Here is a 26,572-nt window from a genome sequence, read left to right on the forward strand (position 1 = left end):
GTCAGGGGCGCGACCCCGTGCGAGCGGCCGCGGCCTGGACCCGCTGGCGGGTCGTGACCGCCTCGACGGCCGCGTCGATCGCGGCGTCGAAGCGGGCCACGGGGTCGCCGGAGGTGTCCCCGAGCAGGTGCGCGGCGGTGGCGGCGCGCTCGGCGGCGTACCGGTCCCGACCCCGCGCGTCCTCGACCGCCTCGCGCACGCCCGAGCCGTCACCGGTGAGGATCCAGGCACCCCGGGCCGAGGGGAAGGCCAGCCGGAACTCCTCCACCGCACCGCCGCTGGGGTCGGTGACGACGTAGGGCTTGCCGGAGGCGAGGAAGTCGGTGATGACGCTGGAGATGTCGCTGACGAGCACGTCGGCCCGGTTGAAGGCGGCGTACAGGCCCTCCGTGGACTCGACCACCTCGTGCGGACCGCCGGCGGAGCGCACGAGGCGCAGCAGGCGCTGGACCTCGGCGCCGAACGCGGGGTCGTCGGTCCCGGTGCCGGGGTGGGGCTTGAAGAGGACCCGGACGCGGGGCATCGCGAGCAGGGTCTCGAGGATCCCGGCCCCCTGCGCCAGCACCGACGAGTACTGCCAGGTGGCGAAGAACCCCTCGCGGGTCGGTGCGTAGAGGACCGTGGTCAGCGCCTCGGTGTCGACGTCCTCGTCGTCGTCCTCCGCCCGGGCGATGACCCGCTCGATCTCGGCGAGCTGGGGCCGCCCGATCTCGCGGATCTGGTCGTCACGGACCCCGACCTGCTCCACGTGGTAGCGCTCGCGGGCGGCGGGACCGCTGACCCAGGCCTCGTCGAAGATGCGGGTCAGGGTCGTCGCGCTCCCGCCCTTGTCGCTGTCGCCGTGCCCGACGAAGACGTCGACGATGCCCGGCACCCGGATGAGGTGGTAGTTCGTCGCGACGTTCGAGGGGTACATCGCGAGCCGGACCGAGGGGGGCACGACGCGCTCGATGTCGGTGGCCGCGGTGACGCAGACGAGGGGCAGGCGGGTCGTCTCGACGAGGTCGGCGTTGTACTGCTCACGGGCCAGGACGACGACCCGCCGGTCGAGCTGCTCGAGCACCGGCATCCAGACGTTGGCGATGTAGCCGACCGCCTCGGGCCGGCTGTAGTAGAAGACCACCTCGGCGTCGAGCTCGGCGAGCCGCTCGCCGACGAGGGTGGCCAGCCGGGTCGGGCCGGGCTCGCGGCGCACGCGCAGGGCGTCGGTGACCGCCAGGGCGGTGAGCGCCGCCGCGACGGCGACGGCGAGGCCGCACCCGGCCCAGAGCACCTCGAGGGAGGCGCCGAGAGCCCGGGCGGCCGCGACCGCGGAGAGGAGGACGAGCACGACGGAGAGCACGACGTCGCGGGCGCCGAGCAGCCCGGGTGCGAGCGGTCGGGCCACGCCGGCCGCGGGGACGTCGAGGTTGCGCCACGAGACCCGCTGCTCGCGCCGGAGCACCGTGTCGTGGCGCAGCACCTCGGTGGCGCCGCGCAGCAGCCAGACCAGGCCCACCGCCCCGGCGAGCACGAGGAAGGCGTCGCGGTCGGTGCCGAGCCACACCGCGGCGAAGCCGACGAGGAGGGCGTCGCGCGCGCCGGCCCGCACCGTCGCACCGACCTGCGCGGACTCCAGCGAGCGCAGGACCGGCGGGCGGCGCTGCAGGGCCGCCTCGACGACGACGGCGACCAGGGCCGCCGCGACCAGGAGCGGGCCGCCGGCGGCCGGCGTGCCCGAGAGCAGCAGCGCGAGCACGCCGAGGAGGAGCCCGGCGGCGGTGACGGCGAGCAGGGGGAGGACGTCGCGTCTCACCGGGCCCCCTCCCGCCCGGCCTGCAGCGCGTGGTCGTGGCGCGCCGCGGCCCGCAGGCACGCGGCGTCGACCTCGTCGGCGAAGACCCCGACGGGGTCGGCGGACGGCTCGCCGAGGAAGTACGTGGCGAGGCGCTCGCGGCGCTCGCGCAACGGGTCGGTGGTGACGGCGGCGCGCACCTCCTCGACGACCCGACCGCTGCCCCGCGCGAGCAGCGGGCCGCCCGAGGTCGAGGGGAAGTCGTGCTGCATCGTCTCGGGGTCCAGCCCGCGAGGGTTGGTCACGACGTACGGCTTGCGCGAGGCGAGGAAGTCCGCGACGACGCTCGAGACGTCGGCGACGAGGACGTCACAGGTGTTGAAGGCGTCGTAGAGGGCCTCCGGGCCGGGCCCGACGAGGACGCCGCGCGGCGAGCGGCGCACCATCTCGGTGACCTGGGCGCGTCCCGCCGCGGCGTCGGAGCGGCGGTTGCCGGTGGCGGGGTGCGGCTTGAACAGGACCCGGATGGGCGGCTCGGCCCGCAGCAGCTCGCGGACCAGCTCGACACCCATCGACGCGACCGAGGAGTAGTCGACGTCGTCGAAGTTGCCCTCCCACGTGGGGGCGTACAGGACGGTGACCTGGTCGGTGGCCGGCTGGGCGGGGCGCAGCGCGACGTGCGCGAGCTGGGGGCGCCCGACGACGAGGAGCTGGTCGGGGCGCACGCCCTCGCCCTTGGTGAGGTAGCGGTCGCAGGCGGCCTGCCCCGCGACCCAGATCTCGTCGAAGACCCGGTGCAGGGGGCTGTAGGTGACCGCCTTGTCGCCGTCGCCGTGGTTGATGAACACGTGCCGCACGCCGGGCAGCCGGATCATGTGGTTGTTGCGGATGACGGTCGTGGGGTAGAGCGCCACGAGGACCGAGTCGGTGTGGACGTACTCGACCTGGGTGGCGCTGGTCGTGACCACGAGGGGGAGCGTCGAGGGCAGCAGGTCCTCGAGGTGGTGGCGCTCGCGGATGACGACCAGGACCCTGCGGCGCACCCTCTCGAGGGCCTCGAGCCAGACGTTGAGCTGGTAGGTCGTACCGACCGGGCCGCTGAAGTAGACGACGACCTCGGGGGCGTACTCCTCGAGCGCCGTCCGCAGCCGGGCGTTGTCCTGCCTCGCCGAGGGCAGGTGCCGCACGGCGAGGCTGCGACGCACGCCCGCGGCCAGGCAGGCGAGCAGGGCGAGGAGGGTGAGCACCGCCCCGACGACGAGGACGACGTCGCCGGCCCCCGCGACGACACCCCACAGCCCGAGCACGACGAAGACGTCGCTCGCGAGGAGCACGACGCGGCCGCGCAGCGGACCGATGGCGGGCAGGATCGGGGGCAGGCGGAGCGGGCCCTCGCGCTCGCCGTCGACGTCGAGGTTCCGCCAGGCGATGCGGCCCCGGCGCACCGAGGCGTGGTGGCTCGTGAGGACCCGGTAGCCCAGGTGGGCAGCGGGGACGGCCAGCACGGTGAGCACGACGAGGGTGACGACCGGGGCCGGGGGAGCGGTGGCCAGCAGCCAGGCGAGGACCGCCACGGCGTCGCGGAGCATGGCGCGCTGCAGGGGGGCCATCTCGCGGTCGGCCAGCCAGGCGGCCACCCGGGGGTCACCGGCCTGCACGAGGGCGTCACCGACGTAGATCGCGAGGACGGCGAGCAGGCCGACCGCGGGCAGGTCGAGGACGGCCACGGTGCCCGCGACGACGACCGCGAGGGCCCAGAGGAGGGCGCCGACGGCGGCGGTGCGGACCGCGGGGTCCCGCAGGGACTGCATGGGGCTGGAACCTCTCGGAGGGGTCGGGTCGGGCCGTCCCCGATGGTAGTCGGGGACGGCGACCGCCTCCTCCGCGGGCGGACCCCCGACGCCGGGTAGCGTGTCCCGTCGGCACCCGCCACCCCGAGCACCCCCGAGGAGCCATGGAACTCGTTCGCCGCACCCGCGCGCTGTGGGAACGCCGGAGCGTCCTGTCGACCCTCGTGGTGCGGGACCTGCGGGTCCGCTACGCGCGCAGCGCCCTCGGCTACGTCTGGACCGTCCTCGACCCGCTCCTGATGTCGCTCATCTACTTCGTCGTCTTCGTCTACATCCTCAAGCGGGGCGACCTCGGCCACCAGCCCTACTTCCTCTTCCTCGTCATCGGCCTGCTCAGCTGGCAGTGGTTCTCCGCCTCCCTCACCGACACGAGCCGGGCCCTGCTCTCCGAGGCCAAGCTCGTGCGCTCGACCAACCTGCCGCGCGAGATCTGGGTGGTGCGGGTCATCGCCAGCAAGGGCGTGGAGTTCCTCTTCTCGCTGCCGGTGCTGCTGGCCTTCCTGCTGTTCTACCTGGTGCGCGGAGACGCCCACCTCAACGGCTGGCTGGTGATGTTCCCGCTGGCCATCGTGGTGCAGGCCGTCTCGCTGCTCGGGCTGGGGCTGATCCTGGCGCCGATCACGGTGCTGGTCACCGACATGCAGCGCGTCGTGCGGATCGTCCTGCGGATGCTCTTCTACGCGACGCCCGTCATCTACACGACGCACCTCGTCCCCGAGCCGTACGACAAGATCACCTGGCTCAACCCGCTGACGGGCGTCCTGGAGATGATGCGGGCCGGCTTCTTCCGCCACGACCGCTACGCCATCGTCTGGGGCTCGATCGCCACCGCCGCGGTCGTCTCCGTCGTCCTGCTCGTCGTGGGCGTCACCGTCTTCCGCCGGCTCGAGCGTCCCGTCCTCAAGGAGATCTGATGGCGTCCCCGGTCATCTCCGTCGACGGCCTCGGCATCGAGTTCTACCGCTCCCGCCGCCGCCGGATGCAGGTGCGCGAGATGCTCTTCCGCGGTCGCAGCGGGGCACCCCGCGAGACCTTCTGGGCGCTGCGCGACGTCTCCTTCGAGATCATGCCCGGCGAGGCCGTCGGCGTCGTCGGCGGCAACGGCGGCGGCAAGTCGACGCTGCTGAAGATGCTCGCCGGGGTGCTGCTGCCGGACGAGGGCACCGTCACCGTCGAGGGTGGCGTCGCCCCGCTCATCGAGCTGACCGGTGGGTTCGTCGGCGAGCTGACCGCCCGCGACAACATCTACCTCATGGGAGGGCTGCACGGCCTGGACAAGGCGACCATCGAGGAGCGCTTCGACGAGATCGTCGACTTCGCCGGGCCGCAGGTCCGCGACGGCCTCGACACGCCCTACCGGCACTTCTCCTCGGGGATGAAGGTCCGCCTCGGCTTCGCCGTCGTCACGACCCTCGACGAGCCCATCGTGCTCGTCGACGAGGTCCTCGCCGTCGGCGACCGTGCCTTCCGCGAGAAGTGCTACGACCGGATGGAGGGCCTGCTCGCCGAGGGGCGCACGCTCTTCCTCGTCAGCCACAGCGAGAAGGACCTGCGCCGCTTCGGTGACCGCGCCCTGTACCTGCGCTCCGGCCGGCTCGTCATGGACGGCTCGATGGACGAGGTGCTCACCCAGTACAACGAGGACCAGGGGACCACCGGGTCCTGAGGTCCGGGCCCTCCCGGGTCAGACGGTCGGGGGCGCCGGTGGGGTGGGTCGCTCGCCCTGCTCCGACGTCGCGGAGTCGAGGGCGATGCGCCGCGCGAGGCGGGTGTAGTTCGTCTCGAGCTCGCGGTAGCGCAGGTAGGTCGTCACGGTGAACGACAGGAACGCGACGACGAGGGCGTAGAGGACGAGGTCGGTGCCTCGGCCGACCCCCACGATGCGGGCCAGCCGGCTCCACACGTCGGGGAAGAGGATCGAGATGGCCGCGAACCCGGCGAAGAGCAGCAGGCCGATGCGGCGGATCGCCTGGGCCCGGGCGCCGCGCGAGCGGAACATCCGCGCCACCACCGCGATGACGACGGCGATCAGCAGGACCTGGATGAGGACCATCTTCATCGCAGGATCAGCTCCACGAGGATGTTGACGGAGTTCCACAGCGACTGGCCCTTGGAGCGGGCGTAGTCGGTGTAGAGGATGTGGACGGGGCTCTCGCCGTAGCGCACGTGCATCGCGCCGATCTGCGCGACGATCTCGGACGCGTGGGCCATGCGGTTCTGGGTGATGTCGAGGCGCTCGACGACGTCGCGGCGCAGCACGCGCAGGCCGTTGTGGGCGTCGGTGAGCTTGGTGCCGGTCGTCATGTTCGTGTACCCGACGGCCAGCCGCAGCACGACCTTCTTGGCCCACCCCGGCGTCGTGCGGTCGTCGAGGAAGCGGGACCCGAAGACGACCTGGAGGTCCTGGGCCCGGGCCTGCTCGAGCATCTCGAGGACGTCGGAGACCTGGTGCTGACCGTCGGCGTCGAAGGTGACGACCCACTGCATCCCCGGTCGGCCGAGGGCGTACTCGAAGCCGGTCTGCAGGGCGGCGCCCTGCCCGAGGTTGACCGGGTGCCGGACGACGGCCGCACCGGCGCGGGCGGCCTGCTCGGCCCCGTCGTCGGCGGAGCCGTCGTCGACGACCACGACGTGCCGGAAGGTCGACCGTGCGTCGCGGACGACGTCGCCGATGACCTCCCCCTCGTTGAAGAGGGGGATGACGAGCCAGACGTCGTCGGTGGGTGTCGGGGCCGCGTTCATCGGCACACAGCCTAGGGGCCCGCCGCCCGTGCACCGAAACCGGCGGATTCCCCGATCGCCGGGCGGGTCGCCGGGCCCCGGGTTAACCTGCCGGTGGTCGAGTGACCGTTGTGACGTGTGGGAAACCCTCCCGGTCGGCCGGCGGTCCTCGGTCGCGGCCCCCTGCACCGCTTCCCCGAGAGTCCGTCATGACCCTGCGTCCCGTTCTGCGCCCGTCCCCGCACCGCACGACCCGCCGCCTCGCCGTCGCGCTCGCCGTCGCCCTCCTCGCCCCCGTCACGGTGGCGGTCGTCGGCCCCGCGAGCACGGCGACCGCCCGCCCGGCACCCGTGGTCACCCACCACGACCAGGTCGCCCCGACACGGGTCGCGACCCGCGACCTCGGGGGCCGGCTCCCGTCCGGCACCCGGGCCGGGGCGATCACCGAACCCCACCGGGTCGACGCGGACCTCGCCGTCGTCGGCGCCACCTGGGCGCCCGGTGCCCTCGGCGGCGGCGACTCGGTGCAGATCCGGGTCCGCGAGAAGGGCGTCTGGCAGTCCTGGGAGGACATGCCCGTCGAGGAGGACGAGCACGGTCCCGACCCCGGCACGGCCGAGGCGAGGTCGTCACGCGGGTCGACGCTCCCGGTGGTCGTCGACGGGGAGGACGCGCAGGTGCGGGTCGTCACCGACCGGGCGACGGCGCCGAAGGTCGAGGTGTTCTTCGTCGACCCCGGGACCTCCGCGGCCGACGCGGGCGTCGGCGACGCGGTGCCCGGCAGCGCCTCCGCCGCGACCGCCCGGCCCACCATCCACACCCGGAAGGACTGGGGCGCCGACGAGTCGCTGAAGCGCAGCACGCCGGACTACGGCCAGGTGCAGGCGGGGTTCGTCCACCACACGGTCGGCACGAACAGCTACAGCAGTGCGCAGGTCCCGGGCATCATCCGGGGCATCTACGACTTCCACGTCAACGGTCGCGGCTGGAACGACATCGGCTACCAGTTCCTCGTCGACCGGTTCGGTCGCATCTGGGAGGGGCGGGCCGGCGGGGTCGACAAGGCCGTCGTCGGGGCGCAGGCCCAGGGGTACAACTCGGGCTCCTTCGGCGCGTCGGTCATGGGTGACTTCACGTCGGCCACACCGCCCGCCGCCGTGACCACGGCCCTGGCCAACCTGTTCGCGTGGAAGTTCTCGGTCCACGGCATCCCCGCGACCGGCCGGGTCGTCATCGCCGACAAGTCCTTCGAGCGCATCTCCGGCCACCGCGACGCCAACCAGACCTCGTGCCCGGGGGCGAGGCTCTACGACAGGATCCCTTGGCTGCGCACGGCCGTCGCGGGCCGGCTCGGCACCCGTCCACCCTCGACCGTGCACCGTTCGGTCGACGGCGGGGGGACACCGGACCTGCTCGCCGGCACCGACGGGACGTCCTCCGGCCCCACGGCGGGGAGTGACCTGCAGGTCCTGCGCTCCGCCTCGCCGACGCCCGTGCGCCCCGGGGTGCGGATCGGCACCGGCTGGAACCGCCTGCGCCTCATCACCCCGACCCCCGACCTCACCGGCGACGGGCGCCCGGACGTCGTCGCCGCGACGAGCGCCGGCGCGCTGCGCGTGTACCCCGGGAACGGCGCCGGCGGCTTCCTCGCCATGCGTGAGCGCGGTTCCGGGTGGGGCGGCATCACGCGGGTCGTCGCGACCGGCGACCGCACCGGTGACGGACGGGGCGACCTCCTCGTGGTCCGCACCGACGGGGCACTCGTCCTCCAGGTCGGCGACGGCGCCGGCTGGTTCACCTCGGCGCGCGTCCTCGCCACCGGGTTCGGTGCCTACCGGAGCGTCGTCGACGCCGGTGACGTCGACGGCGACGGTGTCGGCGACCTGTTCACCATCACGACCGCCACCCAGGTCCTCGAGCTGCACCGGGGCACCCGCGACGGCGGCGTGACGGCCCCGGTGCGCTGGGGCGCCGGATGGTCCGGCCTGGACCAGCTGATGTCGGCCGACCTCGACGGCGACGGGAACGGGGGCGACCTCCTGACCCGCCAGGCCGACGGCCGGATGCGCTCCTACTACGCCGACGTCGCGGGTCACCTGCCGCGCGTCAACACCTTCGGCAGCGGCTGGGGCGGCCTGGACTCCCTCTCGGCCCGCGTCGACTGGGACGGGGACGGCGTCCCCGACGTGCTGGGCCGGGTCGGCGCCACGGGCGACCTGCGGATGTACCCGGGCACGGGGCAGCGTGACTTCAGTCCGGCGCCCCTGCGGATGAGCACCGGTGTGGCCGACGCGAACCTCGTGCGGATCGTCGGCGACGTCGACGGAGACGGCTACGCCGACGCCGTGGCCCGCACGACCGCGGGCGACCTCGTCGGGCTGCGCGGCCGCGGCGACGGGTCCTTCGCGCGGGTCAGCGCCCGCATCGGGACCGGCTGGGGCGGCCTGAACCTCATCCAGCCCGTCGGTGACTACACCAACGACGGTGTGCCCGACCTCGTCGGCCGCCTGCCCGACGGCACCCTCAAGGTCTACGCGATGACGCGCGACTTCCGCTTCGCGTGGTCCCTCCCGATCGGGACGGGGTGGCAGGGCGCCCGGAGCATCACCGCGACCGGCGCGGTGAACGCCGACGTCAACGCCGACGTCGTCGTCCTGCGTGACGACGGAAGCATCCGGCTCTACCGTGGGACGGGGCCGGGTGCGCTCACCGTGTACAGCACCGTGCTCACGGGCCAGACCGACCTCGTGGGCATCGTCGGGACCGGCGACCTCACCGGCGACGGCGTCAACGACGTCGTCGGGCAGTCCTCCGCCGGCCGGCTCTACGTCTACCCCGGCAACCGTTCGGGGGGCTTCCGCCCCCGCCAGCTCGTCCGATCTCCCCAGGAGGCCCCCGGTGTCGTCATCAGCTGAGCGCCTGCGGCGCAGTGTCCGTGTGCTCGTCGCGGGGGTGGTCGTCCTCGCCGCGGGCCTCGTGGCCGCGCCCGCCGCCTCCGCGGACGAGGTCTACCCCCGCCCCGCGGGGAGGACCATCGAGTTCCTCGGCCACGGCTGGGGCCACGGCAACGGGATGTCGCAGTACGGCGCGCTCGGTGGCGCCCAGGCCGGCGCCACCTGGCAGCAGATCGTGGCGAAGTACTACACCGGGACCACCGTCGGCTCCATCCCCAACCCGACCCTGCGCGTGCGGGTCGCCTCGCTGGGCTCGACCGTGCAGGCGCTGCCCGCGGCGGGCCTGCGGGTCACCTGGGACCTCAGCGCCTCCGCCGAGCTCGCGAGGACGACCTCCGGCGGGAGCACCATCACGATGTGGCGCCTCGCGCCGGCCACCAAGGTCTCGGGGACGAGGACGAGGTTCCGCCTCGAGTACCAGGCCGCCGGCTCCTCGACGTGGCGCCTGTGGTCCACGGCGACCGTCCCGGGCACGGCGGCCTTCCTCAACCCCACGAGCGGCACCGTCACCACGCTGCGCGGCTCGACGCAGGTCGTCTACCGCGGCCAGGTGCGCGGCACGCTCATCGGCTCGGCCGGGGCCGAGTCGCTCGTGCCGGTCGTCGCCCTCCCGATGGAGGACTACCTCCTCTCGGTCGTGCCGAACGAGTCGCCCGCGTCGTGGCCGTCGGCCGCGCTGAGCGCCCAGGCGGTCGCGGCGCGCTCGTTCGCCGAGTACCACCGCCAGTTCCTGCCCATCGACCGGGCCTGGTACGACGTCTACGACGACACCCGCAGCCAGGTCTTCCCGGGGACGCGGGTCGGCGGCTCGGCCAAGGAGTACGCCTCGTCCTCCGCCGCGGTCAGGGCCACGGCGGGCCGGGTGCTGCTCTACGGCGGGCAGGTCGTCTACGCCCAGTTCAGCTCGTCGAGCGGCGGCTGGACCAACACCGGCAGCAAGCCCTACCTCGCGGCCGTCGCCGACCCGTGGGACGCCGTCTCGAGCAACCCGAACCACACGTGGCACACGACGGTGGCGATCTCGACCATCGAGGCCGCCTACCCGTCGGTCGGGCGCCTCCAGGCCCTGCGGATCACCTCGCGCACCGGTCTCGGTGCCGAGGGTGGGCGCGTCCTCGGCATCACGGTCCAGGGCGCCTCGGGGTCGGTCGCGACGACCGGGACCTCGTTCGCGTCCCGGGTGGGGCTCAAGCACCACTGGTTCACGCCGCAGGTCCCGGCCTCCTCGCCCTCGTACCCGCGCGACGTCACGGGCGACGGGCGCGCCGACCTGCTGGCCGTCGAGTCCTCGGGCGGGGCCCTGCGGGTCTACCCCTCGAACGGGACCGGTGGGTGGAAGGCACCGATCGTGCAGGGGAGCGGGTTCACCGCGTTCCCCAAGGTCCTCACCGCCGGCACCTGGGACGCCGGCCCCGTCTCCGACCTCCTGCTGCAGGACACGAGCGGACGGCTCTTCCTGCGTCCCGGGACGGGGACCGGGACCTTCGGGACCGCCCGGCAGATCGGCAGCGGGTGGACCGTGCACAACCTCGTCGTCCCCGTCGGCGACTGGGACGGGGACGGCGCCACCGACCTGCTGGCCCGCCGGGCCTCCGACGGTCGGCTGTTCCTGTACCGGGGCAACGGAACCGGCGGGTTCGTCCCCGGGACCGGCTCGGAGATCGGCACGGGGTGGAACATCTTCGACGCGGTGCTCAGCCCCGGTGACCTCGACGGGGACGGCGCGCCGGACCTGCTGGCCCGCACGCCCGCCGGGGTGACCTACCTCTACCGCGGCAACGGTGCGGGCGGCTGGAAGCTGCCGCGCAGCACCGTGGCCACCGGATGGCAGAGGTACACGGCACTCACAGCCATCGGGGACTTCACGGGCGACGGCCGCAACGACGTCCTCGGGCGCACCGCCGACGGCCGGCTCTGGGTGCTTCCCGGCAACGGCGCCGGTGGCGTCACGGCGCCCCGCCAGGTCGGCACCGGGTGGAACATGTTCTCCCGGCTCCTCCTCTGAGGGCGGCGGCGGAGGTGCGCGCCGGCACCCTCAGGCGAGGTCGACGGTCAGCGGGGCGCCGGTCGCCTCGCGGACCTGCTCCTCGGTGACGTCGGGGGCGAGCTCGCGCAGGACGAGGCCGTCGTCGGTGACGTCGATGACGGCGAGGTCGGTGATGATCCGCTGGACGACCTGCTTGCCGGTGAGCGGCAGGCTGCACTCGTCGACGATCTTGTGCGAGCCGTCCTTGGCGACGTGCTCCATGAGGACGACGACCTTCTTCGCGCCGTGGACGAGGTCCATCGCGCCGCCCATCCCCTTGACCATCTTGCCGGGGATCATCCAGTTGGCGATGTCGCCGGTGGCCGAGACCTGCATCGCGCCGAGGATGGCGGCGTCGACCTTGCCGCCGCGGATCATCCCGAAGGACAGGGCGGAGTCGAAGTAGGAGGCGCCGCGGCGGACCGTGACCGTCTCCTTGCCGGCGTTGATGAGGTCGGGGTCGACGGCGTCCTCGGTCGGGTAGGCGCCGACGCCGAGGATGCCGTTCTCGGACTGCAGGACGATCTCGACGTAGTCGGGCACGTAGTTCGGCACGAGGGTCGGCAGGCCGATGCCGAGGTTGACGTAGGCGCCGTCCTCCAGCTCGGCGGCGGCGCGGGCGGCCATCTGCTCACGGGTCAGCGGCATGGCTCAGGCCTCCTGGGTCGCGCGCACGGTGCGCTTCTCGATGCGCTTGTCCGCGGCCTGCTCGGGGGTGAGCGGCAGGACGCGCTGGACGTAGATGCCGGGCAGGTGCACCTCGTCGGGGTCGAGCTCGCCGGGCTCGACGAGCTCCTCGACCTCGGCGACCGTGACCCGGCCGGACATCGCGCAGAGCGGGTTGAAGTTGCGGCTGGACTTGTCGAAGACGAGGTTGCCGTGGCGGTCGCCCTTCCAGGCGCGCACCAGGCCGAAGTCGGCGACGATCGCGTGCTCGAGCACGTACTCACGCTCGGCGCCGTCGGCGCCGGTGAAGACCCGCACCTCCTTGGCGGGGGAGGCGACCGCGACGTTGCCCTCGTGGTCGTAGCGCCAGGGCAGGCCGCCGTCGGCGACCTGGGAGCCCACGCCGGTGGGCGTGAAGAACGCGGGGATGCCGGCGCCGCCGGCGCGCAGCCGCTCGGCCAGCGTGCCCTGCGGGGTGAGCTCCACCTCGAGTTCGCCCTCGAGGTACTGCCGGGCGAACTCCTTGTTCTCCCCGACGTAGCTCGAGACCATCCGGCGGATCTGCTTGCTCTGCAGGAGGATGCCGAGCCCCCAGTCGTCGACCCCGCAGTTGTTGGAGACGACCTCGAGGTCACTCGTGCCGGCTCGGTGGAGCTCGGCGATGAGGACCGAGGGGATGCCGCAGAGCCCGAACCCACCGACGGCGAGGGTCGCCCCGTCGGAGATCCCGGCCACGGCCTCGGCTGGTGTGGCGACGACCTTGTCCATGCTCGGCACCCTAGCGCGGGGCGCCGGGGGCCCGACCACGGGTGCCGGGCACACAGGTCCGGTCAGGAGGCGGGTCGGGCGACCACCCCTGTCGGACACCCGGACCCGGCTCGGTCGTCGGTCGAACGGCCGGAAAGTGACAAGTACACGTGTGTAATTCGACGGAAACGGTTGCGCACCCCGGACGCTCAGTGGGAGAACAGGTGTGTCCGGTGATCCGGTGGTGGCGGGTGTGACGTCTGTGACCACGGATTCCCGGGTGCGTCCGGACCCCTGCCCCGGACGCGCCACCCGTGGATGGAGCCCTGCGTGACCCTGCCCAGCCCCGACGCGTCGACCCTGCGACGTGTCCCCGTGCGCACCCTCGGCGCGCTGTCGGCCTCCGTCATCGCCCTGCCGCTCGCCGGCGGGACCGCCCAGGCGGCGAGCATCCCGCTGCCGAAGCCGAGCCGGGCGCTGCCGTCCGCGCTCGACGTCGCCCCGCCGTACCAGCCGGGCACGCTGTGCCTCACCGAGGACCAGCCCGGCCCGGTCGCCTTCGCCAAGCTGCTGAACGCGACGTACGGCGCCCACGTCTACGGCGTCCTGCGCAAGTGCGACCAGGAGCACGGCGAGGGCCGGGCGATGGACTGGATGCTCAACGCCAAGAAGCCGGCCGACCTCGCGCTCGGCAACGCCATCACCCGCTGGCTCGCGGCGCCCGACGCCCAGGGCCGCGCCGGCGCGATGGCCCGCCGGTTCGGCGTGAACTACATCATCTGGAACCGGCAGCAGTGGAAGGCCTGGGCCCCCGAGCGCGGCTGGACCGACTACCACGGCTCCTCCCCGCACACCGACCACATCCACCTCTCCTTCACCTGGGACGGCGCGGTCAAGCGCACCTCCTGGTGGACGGGCACCGCCGTCACGAGCTACCTCACCGGCCCCCCCGGTGCGCAGCCGACGTCGAACAACCCGAAGGACTACGTCAACGTCGTCCTGCGCCGCGGCTCGCGGGGCAAGGCGGTCGAGGTGCTGCAGAAGACCATCGGCGGCATCGGGGTGGACGGCTCGTTCGGCCCCGCCACCGAGGCCCGCGTCAAGGCGTACCAGAGCAGCAAGGGCCTCAGCGCGACGGGCATCGTCGACAGCCGCGTCTGGAAGGCGCTCGTCGGCGCCACCCCCGGCACCCCGGCCGGCTCCGGGTCGACCTCGACCTCGTCCTCGCTCGCCAAGTACGCCGGCACCGTGCTGCGCCGCGGCTCCCGGGGCGAGGCGGTCAAGGTGCTGCAGAAGGCGGTCGGGAAGCTGAGCGTCGACGGCTCGTTCGGCCCGGCCACCGAGGCCCGGGTCAAGGCGTACCAGAAGTCCAAGGGCCTGGCGCAGAACGGCGTGGTCGACGGCAAGGTCTGGAACGCCCTCATGGGCAAGAAGACCACCTCGACGTCCACCCCGACCACCAGCGCCCTCTCGAAGTACTCCGGCATCGTCCTGCGGCTGCACAGCCGCGGCGTGGCCGTGACGGCGATGCAGAAGGCGGTCGGCGGCCTCGTCGCCGACGGCTCCTTCGGGCCCAAGACCCTCGCCCGCGTCAAGGTGTGGCAGAAGTCCAAGGGTCTGCCGGTCGACGGCGTCATCGACGCCAAGGACTGGAAGGTCCTCGCCGGGGGGACCGCCTCCGTCGCCGCGCCGAAGCCGTCGGTCGCCCCGGCACCCGCGCCCGTCGCGTCGTCCACCACCACCACGCTCACCGCGTACAAGGCCACCGCCCTGCGGGTCGGCTCCTCCGGCACCGCGGTGCGTGTCCTGCAGCAGGCCCTCGGCGGGCTCGCCGTCGACGGCCGCTACGGCCCGGCCACCCAGGCCCGCGTCGTCTCCCTCCAGCGGGCCGCGAAGCTGCCGGCGACCGGAGTCGTGGACCGGGCGACCTGGGACGCCGTCGAGCGCTCGGCGCACCCGCTGCTGCCGTACTGGGGCACGGTCCTCAAGCGCGGCTCGCGCGGCGCGGCCGTCGTGGCGCTGCAGAAGGCGCTGCGCATCACCGCCGACGGGTCCTACGGGCCGGCCACCGAGGCCGCGGTCAAGGCCGCGCAGAAGGCCGCGCACCTGGCGCAGACCGGTGTCGTCGCCACCCTCACCTGGAAGGCCGTCGAGGCCCGCGGGCGCTGACCGCCCGGCTCACGCCTGATCCGTGACGCCCTCGCTCGCCAGCCTGGCGGCGAGGGCGTCCGGCTGCGGTGTGCCACGCGTCAGCACGAGCGAGCCGTCGGCGGCCCACACCGCGAGGGCGAGGCGCAGCAGCTCGGCGCTGCTCGTCGTCGCGGTGTGGATGCGGCCGGTCCGGGCCTCGTCCGGGACGAGGTCCCCGAAGGCGGTCTCCCCGTCGCCGGTCCGCAGGGCCGGGTCCGCGGGGTCGGGCTCGTCCCACGGCGTGAGGACGTCGCCGTGCGTCGCGAGGTCGTGCGCCTCGTCGAGCGCACCGGGCGGCAGGTCGACGACGGCCCGGCGGGCCAGCGCCGCGAGCGTGACGACGACGACGTGCTCGACGCCGCCCGCGCGGGTCGGGTCGTCGGTGACGACGACGTCGACCGGGCCGGACGGCTCCGCTCCGTCGTCGGCCACCTCGACGCAGGCGCCGACCGACCACGCCGCGAACGCCCAGTAGAGCGTGCGCCAGTGCGGCGGCAGGTCGAGGCGCACGACCGTCCCCGGCCCGGCGTCGAGCTCGTCCTGGAGGAGGTTGCCGGCCTTGGCGACCCAGTTGGCCAGCACGCGGGCCGAGAGCTCGACGCGCTCGCCGCGGGTCGGGCCGTCGGTGTCGTCGTAGACCGTGATGCGGGGGCGCCCCGGGTCGGCGGCGACGAGGCGGGCCAGGAGGGCGGAGGGGGTGCGTGCGGGGGAGGCCATCGCCCGCACGGTAGCAACGCGGCCACCGACTAGGCTCGCTGACCATGAGTGGGCGCACCGTCATCACCTTCGGGACCTTCGACGTCTTCCACGTCGGCCACGTCCGGGTCCTCGAGCGGGCCGCCGCCCTCGGCGACCGGCTCGTCGTCGGCGTCTCGGCCGACGCGCTCAACGTGTCGAAGAAGGGCCGCCCGCCCGTGTACACGCAGGACGAGCGGATGGAGATCGTGCGCGCGCTGCGCGTGGTCGACGAGGTCTTCGTCGAGGAGTCCCTCGAGGCCAAGCGCGACTACGTCGTCGAGCACGGTGCCGACGTCCTCGTCATGGGTGACGACTGGGCCGGCAAGTTCGACTGGGTCTCCGACGCCTGCGAGGTCGTCTACCTCCCGCGGACGCCCTCGGTCTCGACGACGGGCATCATCGAGCACATCGCCGGCCTCGGCTCGTGACCGGTCGGGCCGTCACGGCCCCGGCGCTCGCGGCGGGCCTGTGGGTGGTCGGCGTGACGGCCGTCGGGGGCGTGCTCGCCGCCGTCGGCTGGTGGACGCCCTGGGTGGCCTGGCCGCTGGCGCTGCTCGTGGCCGTCGGTGCGGGCCTCGCCGTCCGGGGCCTGCCGGTGGTGCGCCTCACCCCCGGTGCGGCGCTCGCGATGGTCGCCGTCGTCGCCGGCTTCGCGGTCTACGCGGGGGTCACCCACTCCGAGCACGTCCTGCCCCGGCGGGACGCCGCGAGCAACCTCCAGGCCGCCGTCAGCCTCGCCGCGACGCACCAGCGGGTCGTGCCCGTCGACGTGTCGGTGGTCGGGGGAGCGGCCGCCTTCGAGCGCGGCGACGTCTCGGTGGCCAGCGCCGCGTTCTACCAGGTCGGGTCGCCCGACGACCCCGCCGTGCAGCCGCAGTTCCTCATGGCGCCGGCCGTCGTCTACGGGTTCGGCGTGTGGGCCGGGGGACCGGGGCTCGCCCAGCTGCTGCCGGCGCTCGTCATGGCGCTGGCCCTGCTGCTCGTCGGGCTGCTGGCCGCGCAGGTCGCGGGGCCGTGGTGGGGCGTGGCCGCCACCGGCCTGACCGCCGTGCTGTTCCCGGTGCTCAACGCCGCGCGCGGCACGTACTCCGAGCAGCTGGCCCTGCTGACCCTCGCCGGCGGCCTGCTCGCGCTGACCCTGGCCGTGCAGCACGACGAGGATGCGCGGTCGCGGCGGCTGGCGCTGCTCGCCGGGGTGCTCGTCGGCGGGACCGCCCTGGCCCGGGTCGACGCCCTGCGCGAGGTGCTCCTGCTGGTGCCGTTCCTCGCGATCGGTGCGGCGCTGGGGCAGCGCTGGGTGCGCCCGCTGGTCCTCGGGCTGGTGGGGACGACCGTCGTCGCCTGGGCCCTGGCCGTCGGGCTGTCGTACCGGTACCTGGGCGACATCCACGCCAGCCTGCTGCCGCTGCTCGCGATCTTCGTCGTCGTGCTGGCCGGGTCGCTCGGCGCGCTGTGGCTGTGGCGCCGCGGCCGGCGGCTGTCCGGCGGGCTGGTGCGCCGGCTGCCCGACGTCGTCGCCGGCCTCGTCGTCGTCGGCGGTCTCGGCCTGTGGAGCCGCCCGTGGTGGATGACGGTCCGGCAGGACCCGAACGACCCCGGGGCCCGCTACGTCGCCGGGATGCAGCGCCGGCAGGGCCTGCCCGTCGACGGCGGACGCACCTACGCGGAGCACACCGTCGACTGGCTCTCCTGGTACCTCGGCTGGGTGGCGCTGGTCGTCGCCCTCGTGGCGCTGGCGCTGCTCGTGCGGCGGGCGCTGGGGCGGCTGGGCGAGGGACGGCTCGTCGCCTGGGCGCCGGTCCTCGTCGTCACGGCGGCCTCGAGCGTCCTCACCCTCCTGCGCCCGGGCATCACGCCGGACCACCCGTGGGCCGACCGCCGGCTGCTCATCGCGCTGCCGCTGGTCGTGGTGCTCGTCGTCGTGGCGGCGGCGTGGGGTGCGCGCCGGCTCGCCGCATCCGGGAAGGGGTGGGGGACACCGGTGGTCGCGGTGGTCACCGTGCTGGCCGTGGGCGTGCCGGCCGTGCTCGCCACGTGGCCGTTCCGCGGCGTCGGGGTCGAGCGCGGGTCGCTCGCCGCGGTCGACGACGTCTGCGCGCAGCTGCGCCCCGACGACGTCGTGCTGGGCATCGACAGCCGCGCCTCGTCGGAGTGGCCGCAGACCGTGCGGGGGATGTGCGGCGTGCCCTACCTCGTCGCGACGACGCCGGTGCGCAAGGACCCGGCACGGCTCGCCGCGCTCGTGGCGGAGCTGGCCCGCGGGGCGTCCTCCACCGGGCACCGGCTCGTGGTGCTGGCCGCCGACGGCCCCGAGGCGATCGAGGGTCTGGGTCTGACGCCCCGCTCCGTCGTCGACATCCGCTTCCCCGAGGAGGAGCACGCCCTCGACCGTCCACCACGGAAGACCGACCTCGGGGGCATCCGGGTCTCGGTGGCCGAGGTGCCGGCGGGCTGAGCCCGACGGCTCAGAGCCGGGCGAAGGCGTCCTGCGCGCGCCGCCGCACGGCGCCGCAGAGGTGCGCGTCGACCGCGACGACGAGGCCCGGGCGCAGCGAGCGCGGGCCGTAGGCGGACCCGTCGGGGTGCGCGACCGCGCCGCCGGCCTCGGTGACGAGGAGCGTGCCCGGCGCGTGGTCCCACGGGTTGGAGCGCGAGTAGACGATGTAGTCGGCCTCGCCCTCGATGAGCTTCGGGTAGTCGACGCCGCAGCAGACCCACGACAGGCGCATCGCGGGCAGGCCCTCGAGCGCGTGGTCGCGCAGCGCCCACATCGACGTGACGCCGACCGGCTCGCGGTCCTCGGCGACGGGTGTCGTGCGCATCCGCTCGCCATCGCGCCACGTGCCGGACCCCTTCTCCGCCACCCAGGTCCGGCCGTGCTCGGGCTGGTGGATCCAGGCGCGGACCGTCTCGCCGTCGACGGTCTCGGCGACCATGACCGCGTGGTCGGGGGAGCCGTGGACGAAGTTCTTCGTGCCGTCGACGGGGTCGACGGTGAAGGCGTGCCCGGCCGCGAGGTAGCGGTCCATCAGCGTGTGGTCGGCCGCGTAGGCCTCCTCGCCGAGGACGACGGCGTCCGGGTAGGCCTCGGTGAGTCGCCGGGTGATGACGACCTCGGCCTCGCGGTCGGCGACGGTGACGAGGTCGCCGGGGTTCTTCTCCATCACCTCGCCGTCGGCGAGCGAGCGGAACCGGGGGGTGATGACCTCGGCGGCGACCTCGCGCAGGAGGTCGGCGACGGCGTCGGTCGAGAGGCCGGGCATGGGCCCACGGTTCCACACCGTGCGCGGGCCGACCAAAACGCCGACGCGCGAACCGGTCCGGTGTCGAGCCGGGCCGCCTGCCGCCGAGCCGCTCACCTGCCGGTTGGCGCGTGCGTCCGATGGGTAGGGTCGCGCCATGGCGAGGTTGCGGCGGGTGTCCCCGCGGTCGGCGGGGTGGACGCGCAAGCGGGCCGGCAAGGGCTTCTCGTACCGGGACGCCGGGGGCGAGGCCCTGCCGAAGGCCGAGGTCGAGCGCATCCGCTCGCTCGCCATCCCGCCCGCGTGGCAGGACGTCTGGATCTGTCCCCACGCCAACGGGCACATCCAGGCCATCGGCACCGATGCCGCCGGCCGGCGCCAGTACCTCTACCACCCGGACTGGCGGGCCAAGCGCGACGAGCTGAAGTTCGACCGGGTCAAGGCCGCCGGCACGCGGCTGGCCAAGGCCCGCGAGCGGATCATCGACGACCTCGCCGCCGAGGGGATGCCGCTGGCGCGGGCGGCCGCCACCGCGACCCGGCTGCTCGACCTCGGGTACTTCCGCATCGGGTCCGACGCCTACACCGACGCCAACGGGTCCTTCGGCCTGACCACCCTCGAGCGGCGGCACGTGCGCCGCGTCGGCACCGACCTGGTGTTCTCGTTCGTCGGGAAGTCCGGCATCGAGCACTCGATCACCGTCAGCGACCCGCAGGTCATCGAGTCCCTCAACTACATGCGCCGACGGCGCGGTGGCTCGACCCGGCTGCTCGCCTACCGCGGCGAGGCGAGGTGGGCCGACCTGCAGGCCGCGGCCGTCAACGAGTACATCTCGCAGATGATCGCCGAGGACCTCACCGCCAAGGACTTCCGGACCTGGCACGCGACGGTGCTGGCCGCCGTGGCGCTCGCGGAGTCCCCGGAGAAGGGCGACACCGCGGCGTCGCAGAAGCGGGCGGTCAAGGCGGCGGTCGAGGAGGTCTCGGCCTACCTCGGCAACACCCCGACGATCGCCCGGAAGTCCTACATCGACCCCCGGGTCATCGAGCAGTACGAGGACGGCGTGACCATCGCGGCCACGCTGCGCACGCGGTACCGCGAGGACAGCAAGCGCCAGGCGGCCATCGAGAAGGCGGTGGCGCGGCTCATCGACCGCGCCTGAGGGGCGGGGGCGCCCCCGGTCCTCGTTGCCGGCCGACGACACGGAGCATCCGGGCGACGCGTTGCCGTGCGGGATCCGGCGGGTGACGCGGCGACCGTGTCGTCCGCCGGTCGCGGACGGGGCAGCGCCGCCGCGCCGGTAGGCTCGCGGGCGATATGACTGAGCACCCGCAGGCCCCGGCGGCCGACCACGACGCCCTCCACGCGGCCCCCACCGAGCAGATCGACGTGCGCACCGGCGAGCTCGCCGGCCGCGGCGCGGACCCCTCCACCGGCGGCACGGTCCGCCCCCGCACGAGCGGCGGCTACGTCATCGAGGACGGCCCCGACGGCCCCGGCCCCGCCCCCTACGTCACCGTCGTCCTGCCCTGCTACAACGAGGGCGCGCACGTCCTCGAGGAGATCGACCGCTGCTCGCGGGTGCTCGAGGAGTCCGAGCTCACCTACGAGATCCTGTGCATCGACGACGCCAGCACCGACGACACCCTCGAGGTGCTCCGCGGCGCCCAGGCCCGCTACCCGCACATCCGGGTCCTGCCGTTCCGGCGCAACGGCGGCTCCGGCACCGCCCGCCGCATCGGGACCCAGCAGGCGCGCGGCGAGATCGTCGTGTGGACCGACGCCGACATGACCTACGAGAACGAGCGCATCCCCGAGCTCGTGCGGGTCCTGCGCGACGACCCCACCTACGACCAGGTCGTCGGCGCCCGCACCACCGAGGAGGGCACGCACAAGTGGGCCCGCGTCCCGGCGAAGTGGCTGATCCGCAAGATCGCCGAGTGGCTGACCAAGACCCGCATCCCCGACCTCAACTCGGGCCTGCGCGCCTTCCGCCGCGACGTCTCGCTGCCCTACCTGCGCCTCCTGCCGGCCGGGTTCTCGTGCGTCACGACGATCACCATCGCGTTCCTCTCGAACCAGCACGACATCAAGTACGTCGAGACGAGCTACGCCAAGCGCGCCGGCGTCAGCAAGTTCCACTTCGTCAACGACGCGTACCGCTACATCCTCCAGGTGCTGCGGATGGTCATGTACTTCGACCCGCTCAAGGTGCTCATGCCGCCGGCCCTGTGGCTGGTCGGCATCGGAGTCGTCAAGGCGGTCGTCGACATGGTGCGCCACCCGTTCTACTTCCCGGCCAGCACGGTGCTCCTCGTCGTCAGCGGCATCATGATCGGCTCCCTCGCGCTGCTCTCGGACCTCGTCGTGCGCTCGCGCGACGGTGTCTGAGGTGTCGGGCGCGGCGCTGAAGGTCGCGCTCGTCGGCCCCACGCACCCGTTCAAGGGCGGCGTCGCGGCGCACACGACCACGCTGGCGCACGAGCTCACCGAGGCCGGGCACGACGTGACGCTCGTGTCGTGGAGCCACCTCTACCCCTCGTTCCTCTACCCGGGCGAGCAGGCCGTACCGGGCGGCGCCCCCGACGTCGACCCCTTCCCGCGCACCCTGCGCGTCCTCTCCTGGGCCCGCCCGGACACGTGGGTGCGGGTCGGCCGCCGGCTGCGTGACGTCGACGTCGTCGTGCTCGTCCACGTCGTGCCCGCCGTCGTCCCCGCGCACCTCGCGCTGCTGCGGGCGGCCGGCGCCGGTGGGGGAGGGCGCGGTCCGCGGGCCGTCGTCATCGCCCACAACGTCCTGCCCCACGAGGCCAACCCCGGTGACCGGCAGCTCGTCGGGGCGCTGCTGCGGCGCGCCGACGCGGTCGTCGTCCACTCCGACGAGCAGGCCCGGGTCGCCGCCGACCTCGGCGCCTCGCGCGTCCGCGAGGTCGACCTGCCGCCGCACCTGCCCGGTGGCCCGCGCGAGGAGCGCCCGGCGCACGACGGTCCGGTCCGGCTGCTCGCGCTCGGCATCGTGCGCGACTACAAGGGCGTCGACCTGCTCCTCGAGGCGCTGCGCGAGGTCGACGGGCCCACGCTCACCGTCGCCGGCGAGCTGTGGGGCGATGCCGGCCGCCGCGTCCGCGAGCTGGCGGCCGACCCCCGGCTGCGCGACCGCGTCGAGGTGCACGGCGGCTACGTGCCGGCCGACCGCATCGCCGGGCTGATGGCCCGCCACGACGTCGTCGCGCTGCCGTACCGCGCCGCCACCGCCTCGCAGAACGTCCTCCTCGCCCGGCGCCACGGCGTGCCGGTGCTGGCCACCGCGGTCGGGACCTTCCCCGGCCAGGTCCGCGACGGCGTCGACGGGCTGCTCGTCCCGCCCTCGGACCGCGACGCGCTCGTGGGGGCGCTGCGGCGGCTCGCCGAGCCCGGTGCGGCCGCGGCGCTGGCCGCCGAGGTCCGCGAGCCCGACCTCTCGGGGCCGTGGGCCAACTACGTCGGCGCCCTCGAGGCGCTGGCCGCCGGACCATCGGGCGTGCTCGACGACGACGAGCCCGCACCCGTCGTCCCTATGAACCCCGTCGCGCGCGTGCGCTCGGTGGCCGCCGTGTGGCGGGCTCGCCGCGGGCCGGTCCTCGACCTCGGGCCCGCCGACCTGCCGGACGGCCTGCGCGCCACCGACCTGCTGACCGTGGACGCCGAGGCCGTCGAGGCCGCCGACGTGGCCCGCGCGCTCGGCCTGCCGCGCGCCAAGGACCCGGTGGCCGCCTGGGCCGCGCTCGGCGCCGTGTCGGCCCTCGTGCGCGTCCTCGACGACCGCTCGCGCACGGCCGTGGTCGTCGACGAGTCCGGCTCGGCCAGCCCCTTCTCCCGCTGGGCGCGGGCCCTCGGCTTCGCGCCGGTGGAGCTCGAGCTCACCGGTCCCCGGGCGGCGGTCGAGGTGCTCGACGTCGACACCGCGAGCCTCGACGTCGTGGCCCGGCTGCACCCCGGCGGGTGCACGGCCACCGACGTCGACGTCGTCGTCGGTCAGGCGTCGTGGGCGCTGCGCTCCGGCGGCCTGCTGCTGCTCACCGTGCCCATCGGCGACGACGACCCCGAGTTCGCGGTCCGTCCCGCCGACGTGCGCGGCATCCTCGCCCGCGCCGACGACCTCGGGCTGACGCTCGTGGGCGACGTCGACGGCGACGTCCTCGGTCGGATGCGGGACGCCCGGATCGCGTTCGGCGACAACGGCTCTCCCGCGTACGCCGTCCTGCGACTCACCTTCCGGCGCCGGTGACGGGCCGCCGATGACCCGCTCCCGCCTCCTCGTCGGCGTCCGCTACGGGCTGCTCGTGCTCGTGCTGGCGGCCGTGGCGTGGGCGCTGGCCCGCAACTGGGACGAGGTCTCCCGCGAGCTCGGGCGGATCAGCTGGCCGGCCCTCCTGCTGGCCCTGGTCCTCACCACCGCGGCCCCGGTGGCGACGCTGTTCGGGTGGCGGGTGCTGCTCGCCGACCTCGGCACCCGGCTGCCGGCGGCCCCGGCGGCGAGCATCTTCCTCGTCGGGCAGCTCGGCAAGTACGTGCCCGGGTCGGTGTGGACCGTCCTCGCCCAGGCCGAGATGGGCGCGCGGCTGAGCGTGCCGCGCCGCCGGATGGCGGTCACCGGGCTGCTCTCGATCCTGCTGGCCATCCTCGTCGGCAGCCTCGTCGGGGTCGTCGCGCTGCCGCGGCTGCTGGCGCGCGGCGGGTCTCCCGTCACACTGTGGGTGCTCGTCGGCGCCGCCCTGCTCGGCGGCGTGCTGCTCTGGCCGCGCCTGCTCAACGCCCTGCTCGCGCTCGGGCTGCGCATCCTGCGGCGCGAGCCGCTCGAGCACGCGCTGAGCGGGCGGGCCATCCTCCTCACCTGCCTGTGGTTCGCCGGGGCCTGGGTGGTCGCCGGGCTCGGGGTGGCGGTGCTCGTCCTGGCCCTGGCGCCGGACGCGTCCACCGCCGACCTGCTCGTCGGGGTGGTCTGCGGCTTCGCCCTCGCCTCGGCCGTCGGCCAGCTGTCCGTCCTCGTGCCCGCCGGCGTCGGCGTGCGCGACGGCGTGCTGGGGCTCGTGCTCGTGACCTTCATGCCGGTCGGTGCGGCGACCGCGGTCGTCGTCGTCGCCCGGTTCCTCGCGATCGTCGCCGACCTGCTGTGCGCGGGCGCGGCCTGGTCGTGGGGACGTCGGCACCACCTCCTAGGATCCCAGGGATGAGCGAGCGACCGGAGCGCGAGGAGCAGCTCGCCTACTCGGAGTCGATGGCCAAGATGCTCGACGAGCAGGCGCGGCGCCAGAAGGCGGCCAAGCTGATCGCCGTCGTCCGGCACGCCCTCGGGGTGGAGTCGCTCGAGGGGCTCGTCGCCGTCGACGTCGGCTGCTCGGCGGGGTTCATCGCCGACGAGCTGGCCCTGGCGGGCGCCACCACCACCGGCGTGGACATCGACGAGCCTGGCCTGGAGAAGGCGCGGGCCCGCTTCGGCGAGCGCGTCGACTTCCGGCTCGCGCGCGGCGAGGACCTCCCCTTCGACGACGGCTCCGTCGACGTCGTCGTGCTCAACCACATCTACGAGCACGTCGTCGACCCCGAGGCCGTCGTCGCCGACATCCACCGCGTCCTGCGGCCGGGCGGTCTGCTGTACCTCGGTGTGGGACACCGGTGGCAGGTCATCGAGCCGCACCACCGGCTGCCGTTCCTGTCGTGGCTGCCGCAGCGCGCCGCCGACCGGTACATGCAGCTGACCGGCAAGGGCGAGCAGTACTACGAGCACTACTACACACCGCGCGGGCTGCGCCGCCTGTTCGGCGCGTTCGACGTCTGGGACTACACGCTCCCGGTGCTCGCCGACCCCGCCGCCTTCTCCGCCGGCGACAACGTGCCCGCCTGGACGGCCCGCGTCCCCGAGCGCGTGCTGGCCGCCGGCCTGCCGCTCGTGCCCACCTACGTCTGGGCCGCGTTCAAGGGGAGCGTCACGCCGGCCGGCCCGGCGCTGCGGGTCGCCCCGCGCCACGTGCGCTGATGTCCGGGGAGGGGGCCGAGCGGGTCGTCCGGGCCGCGCGCCCGGTGCCGCTCGGGGCCGTCGTCGGCATCTTCCGCCGCGGCGCCGGTGACCCCACGAGCCGGCGCGACGACGCCGGCTGGTGGTTCGCCTGGCGCACCCCCGACGGCCCGGTCACGCTGCGGCTCACCGTCGTCGGTGGCGCCTCCGCCGAGGTGGGCGCCCGGGCGTGGGGCCCCGGGGCGGGCTGGATGCTCGAGCAGGTGCCCGCGCTGGTGGGGGAGGGGGACGACCCCGCCGGGTTCGACGCCTCGCTGCACCCGCTCGTGGCGGAGGAGTGGCGGCGGCGGCCGGGGTGGCGGGTGCCGCGCTCGGGGCTGGTCGTGCAGAACCTCGTGGCCTCGGTCATCGAGCAGAAGGTCACCGGCAAGGAGGCCTTCGCGGGGTACCGGCGCCTGGTGCGGCGCTTCGGGGAGCCGGCGCCCGGGCCGGGGGAGGAGCTGCGCCTCGTCGTTCCCCCGACGCCGGCCGGGTGGGCCGCGGTGCCGTCGTGGGAGTGGCTCGAGGCGGGCGTCGACCCGCAGCGCGCGCGCACGGTGGCCGCGGCGGTCCGCTACGCCGGGCGGCTCGAGGAGTGCGTGTCGATGGACGCCGCCGCCGCGCGCGCCCGCATCACGGCGCTGCCCGGCATCGGGCGGTGGACGTGGGCCGAGGTGGCCCAGCGCGCGCTCGGGCTGCCCGACGAGGTGAGCTTCGGCGACTACCACGTGGCCAAGGACATGACCTGGGCCCTCACCGGCACGCCCCAGGACGACGACGCGCTGGAGGCGCTGCTCGAGCCGTGGCGCGGGCACCGGTACCGCGTGCAGCGCCTCCTCGAGCTCGGCGGCCACCACCGGCCACGGCGCGGACCGCGGATGACCCTGCCGACCCACCTACCGACCCGCGGCCGCTGACCCGCGTCGCGGCGCCCGCTCAGGCGCGCGTGCCGGCCAGCGGCCCCCACCGCACGGCGGCGGCACGGTCGTAGCGGCCGCCGAACAGCCGGGTGAGGAGCCACAGCACGGGCCCCGGCACCTCCGAGCGGACCGTCGCGGCCGTGGCGGCGTCGGCGTCGTCGAGGTCCCACATCAGCGAGGTGCCGGAGTCGGCGAAGGACAGGCCCTTGCGGAAGTGGTTGCGGCTCAGGTCGTCCCAGTCGCTGGGGGAGAGCGACTCGACGAGCGGCACCATCGCCACGGCCTCCTCGTGCTCGAGGTGGGGGAGGGTGGCCTCCTGCATCCCGACGACCGCGTCGTGGAGGCGCCGGCGTGCGGCGTCGGAGCCGTCGGCCGCGTGCTCCGCGGCCGCGGCCCGGAGGCGGTCGGAACCGGCGGCGAGGACCGCGTGCTCGGCGTTCATCTCCTCGACCATCGGCGCGAGGTCCGGGCGGCGCCGCAACAGGAGCGGCCACACGCCCTCGTCCTCGGACACGTGGTGGTGGTGCAGGAAGTCGAGGAGCCACGTCACGTGCGCGCACACCGCCGCACGGCGGGCGTCGTCGAGGGGCTCACGGGTGACCACCTCGAGCCGCTCCAGGTCGCGCCGCAGCGCGCGGTGGATGACGTGGTTCATCGTGTGGTGCGGGTCGGTCGGTGCGGCCATCGTCGGCTCCCCCCTGCGTCCGGCA

General features: G+C 74.5%; 22 protein-coding genes. 13 read left to right on the forward strand and 9 right to left on the reverse strand.

The window, feature by feature from the left end; translation table 11 throughout:
- Position 1: 1 nt before the first annotated feature.
- Together ACQZ2A_RS04790 and ACQZ2A_RS04795 are read right to left on the reverse strand one after the other, a co-directional pair.
- The gene (locus ACQZ2A_RS04790) at positions 2-1,795 is read right to left on the reverse strand and encodes a hypothetical protein (RefSeq protein WP_430207783.1); all 1,794 of its coding nucleotides are present in this window, start codon (positions 1,793-1,795) and stop codon (positions 2-4) included.
- Positions 1,792-3,585, reverse strand: coding sequence for a CDP-glycerol glycerophosphotransferase family protein (locus ACQZ2A_RS04795; protein ID WP_430207786.1), 1,794 nt, complete (start codon positions 3,583-3,585; stop codon positions 1,792-1,794). The genes ACQZ2A_RS04790 and ACQZ2A_RS04795 overlap by 4 nt, the downstream gene beginning before the upstream one ends.
- Before the next feature lie 143 nt (positions 3,586-3,728).
- Between ACQZ2A_RS04795 and ACQZ2A_RS04800 the strand changes: the two genes are divergently transcribed.
- Together ACQZ2A_RS04800 and ACQZ2A_RS04805 are read left to right on the forward strand one after the other, a co-directional pair.
- The gene (locus ACQZ2A_RS04800) at positions 3,729-4,538 is read left to right on the forward strand and encodes an ABC transporter permease (protein ID WP_430207788.1); all 810 of its coding nucleotides are present in this window, start codon (positions 3,729-3,731) and stop codon (positions 4,536-4,538) included.
- Positions 4,538-5,290, forward strand: coding sequence for an ABC transporter ATP-binding protein (locus ACQZ2A_RS04805; RefSeq protein WP_430207790.1), 753 nt, complete (start codon positions 4,538-4,540; stop codon positions 5,288-5,290). Before ACQZ2A_RS04800 ends, ACQZ2A_RS04805 begins: the two co-directional genes overlap by 1 nt.
- A gap of 18 nt (positions 5,291-5,308) precedes the next feature.
- Here the strand turns inward: ACQZ2A_RS04805 and ACQZ2A_RS04810 are convergent, their stop codons facing one another.
- Both ACQZ2A_RS04810 and ACQZ2A_RS04815 read right to left on the reverse strand, forming a co-directional pair.
- Positions 5,309-5,683, reverse strand: a complete 375-nt coding sequence (locus ACQZ2A_RS04810) for a DUF2304 domain-containing protein (protein WP_430207792.1) — start codon at positions 5,681-5,683, stop codon at positions 5,309-5,311.
- Positions 5,680-6,366 (reverse strand): glycosyltransferase family 2 protein, encoded by a 687-nt coding sequence (locus ACQZ2A_RS04815; RefSeq protein WP_430207795.1) that lies wholly within the window; start codon positions 6,364-6,366, stop codon positions 5,680-5,682. The genes ACQZ2A_RS04810 and ACQZ2A_RS04815 overlap by 4 nt, the downstream gene beginning before the upstream one ends.
- 188 nt (positions 6,367-6,554) lie before the next feature.
- On the opposite strand from ACQZ2A_RS04815, the gene ACQZ2A_RS04820 reads away from it, so the two are divergent.
- Together ACQZ2A_RS04820 and ACQZ2A_RS04825 are read left to right on the forward strand one after the other, a co-directional pair.
- The gene (locus tag ACQZ2A_RS04820) at positions 6,555-9,260 is read left to right on the forward strand and encodes an FG-GAP-like repeat-containing protein (RefSeq protein WP_430207797.1); all 2,706 of its coding nucleotides are present in this window, start codon (positions 6,555-6,557) and stop codon (positions 9,258-9,260) included.
- Positions 9,244-11,304, forward strand: coding sequence for a SpoIID/LytB domain-containing protein (locus ACQZ2A_RS04825; RefSeq protein ID WP_430207800.1), 2,061 nt, complete (start codon positions 9,244-9,246; stop codon positions 11,302-11,304). Before ACQZ2A_RS04820 ends, ACQZ2A_RS04825 begins: the two co-directional genes overlap by 17 nt.
- A gap of 30 nt (positions 11,305-11,334) precedes the next feature.
- Here the strand turns inward: ACQZ2A_RS04825 and ACQZ2A_RS04830 are convergent, their stop codons facing one another.
- Positions 11,335-11,973, reverse strand: a complete 639-nt coding sequence (locus ACQZ2A_RS04830; protein ID WP_430207803.1) for a CoA transferase subunit B — start codon at positions 11,971-11,973, stop codon at positions 11,335-11,337.
- 3 nt (positions 11,974-11,976) lie between these two features.
- The gene (locus tag ACQZ2A_RS04835) at positions 11,977-12,759 is read right to left on the reverse strand and encodes a CoA transferase subunit A (RefSeq protein ID WP_430207806.1); all 783 of its coding nucleotides are present in this window, start codon (positions 12,757-12,759) and stop codon (positions 11,977-11,979) included.
- Positions 12,760-13,068: 309 nt separating this feature from the next.
- Between ACQZ2A_RS04835 and ACQZ2A_RS04840 the strand changes: the two genes are divergently transcribed.
- Positions 13,069-14,907 carry a peptidoglycan-binding domain-containing protein gene (locus ACQZ2A_RS04840; protein ID WP_430207809.1) on the forward strand — a complete coding sequence of 613 codons (1,839 nt, stop codon included), beginning with the start codon at positions 13,069-13,071 and terminating at the stop codon, positions 14,905-14,907.
- 9 nt (positions 14,908-14,916) lie between these two features.
- Here ACQZ2A_RS04840 and ACQZ2A_RS04845 read toward each other — a convergent pair whose 3' ends face one another.
- Complete coding sequence (locus ACQZ2A_RS04845; RefSeq protein ID WP_430207812.1) at positions 14,917-15,645, reverse strand: TIGR03089 family protein; 729 nt, start codon at positions 15,643-15,645, stop codon at positions 14,917-14,919.
- Between the two features lie 44 nt (positions 15,646-15,689).
- Between ACQZ2A_RS04845 and ACQZ2A_RS04850 the strand changes: the two genes are divergently transcribed.
- Together ACQZ2A_RS04850 and ACQZ2A_RS04855 are read left to right on the forward strand one after the other, a co-directional pair.
- Positions 15,690-16,094 (forward strand): adenylyltransferase/cytidyltransferase family protein, encoded by a 405-nt coding sequence (locus tag ACQZ2A_RS04850; protein WP_430207815.1) that lies wholly within the window; start codon positions 15,690-15,692, stop codon positions 16,092-16,094.
- Positions 16,091-18,121, forward strand: coding sequence for a hypothetical protein (locus tag ACQZ2A_RS04855; protein WP_430207818.1), 2,031 nt, complete (start codon positions 16,091-16,093; stop codon positions 18,119-18,121). Before ACQZ2A_RS04850 ends, ACQZ2A_RS04855 begins: the two co-directional genes overlap by 4 nt.
- A gap of 10 nt (positions 18,122-18,131) precedes the next feature.
- On the opposite strand, the gene ACQZ2A_RS04860 is transcribed toward ACQZ2A_RS04855, so the two are convergent.
- Positions 18,132-18,929 (reverse strand): inositol monophosphatase family protein, encoded by a 798-nt coding sequence (locus ACQZ2A_RS04860; protein ID WP_430207821.1) that lies wholly within the window; start codon positions 18,927-18,929, stop codon positions 18,132-18,134.
- A 154-nt stretch (positions 18,930-19,083) separates the two neighbouring features.
- Here ACQZ2A_RS04860 and ACQZ2A_RS04865 point away from each other — a divergent pair, with 154 nt between their 5' ends.
- From ACQZ2A_RS04865 to ACQZ2A_RS04890, 6 genes are all read left to right on the forward strand, one after another.
- Entirely contained in the window at positions 19,084-20,070 is a 987-nt protein-coding gene (locus ACQZ2A_RS04865) for a DNA topoisomerase IB (protein WP_430207824.1), read from the forward strand.
- Positions 20,071-20,225: 155 nt separating this feature from the next.
- A complete protein-coding gene (locus ACQZ2A_RS04870) occupies positions 20,226-21,299 on the forward strand; it encodes a glycosyltransferase family 2 protein (RefSeq protein WP_430207827.1) in 1,074 nt (357 codons plus the stop codon).
- Positions 21,292-23,175, forward strand: coding sequence for a glycosyltransferase (locus ACQZ2A_RS04875; RefSeq protein WP_430207830.1), 1,884 nt, complete (start codon positions 21,292-21,294; stop codon positions 23,173-23,175). Before ACQZ2A_RS04870 ends, ACQZ2A_RS04875 begins: the two co-directional genes overlap by 8 nt.
- Positions 23,176-23,185: 10 nt before the next feature.
- Positions 23,186-24,121, forward strand: a complete 936-nt coding sequence (locus ACQZ2A_RS04880; protein ID WP_430207833.1) for a lysylphosphatidylglycerol synthase domain-containing protein — start codon at positions 23,186-23,188, stop codon at positions 24,119-24,121.
- Positions 24,118-24,924 carry a methyltransferase domain-containing protein gene (locus ACQZ2A_RS04885; protein WP_430207836.1) on the forward strand — a complete coding sequence of 269 codons (807 nt, stop codon included), beginning with the start codon at positions 24,118-24,120 and terminating at the stop codon, positions 24,922-24,924. The genes ACQZ2A_RS04880 and ACQZ2A_RS04885 overlap by 4 nt, the downstream gene beginning before the upstream one ends.
- The gene (locus ACQZ2A_RS04890) at positions 24,924-25,859 is read left to right on the forward strand and encodes a DNA-3-methyladenine glycosylase family protein (protein ID WP_430207839.1); all 936 of its coding nucleotides are present in this window, start codon (positions 24,924-24,926) and stop codon (positions 25,857-25,859) included. The genes ACQZ2A_RS04885 and ACQZ2A_RS04890 overlap by 1 nt, the downstream gene beginning before the upstream one ends.
- 19 nt (positions 25,860-25,878) lie before the next feature.
- Here ACQZ2A_RS04890 and ACQZ2A_RS04895 read toward each other — a convergent pair whose 3' ends face one another.
- Positions 25,879-26,547: a hemerythrin domain-containing protein gene (locus tag ACQZ2A_RS04895; RefSeq protein ID WP_430207841.1), complete on the reverse strand. Its 669-nt coding sequence runs from the start codon at positions 26,545-26,547 to the stop codon at positions 25,879-25,881.
- Between the last annotated feature and the right edge of the window lie 25 nt (positions 26,548-26,572).

The organism is Phycicoccus avicenniae, from assembly GCF_050496545.1.
In the GTDB taxonomy this organism is placed as follows: domain Bacteria; phylum Actinomycetota; class Actinomycetes; order Actinomycetales; family Dermatophilaceae; genus Phycicoccus; species Phycicoccus avicenniae_A.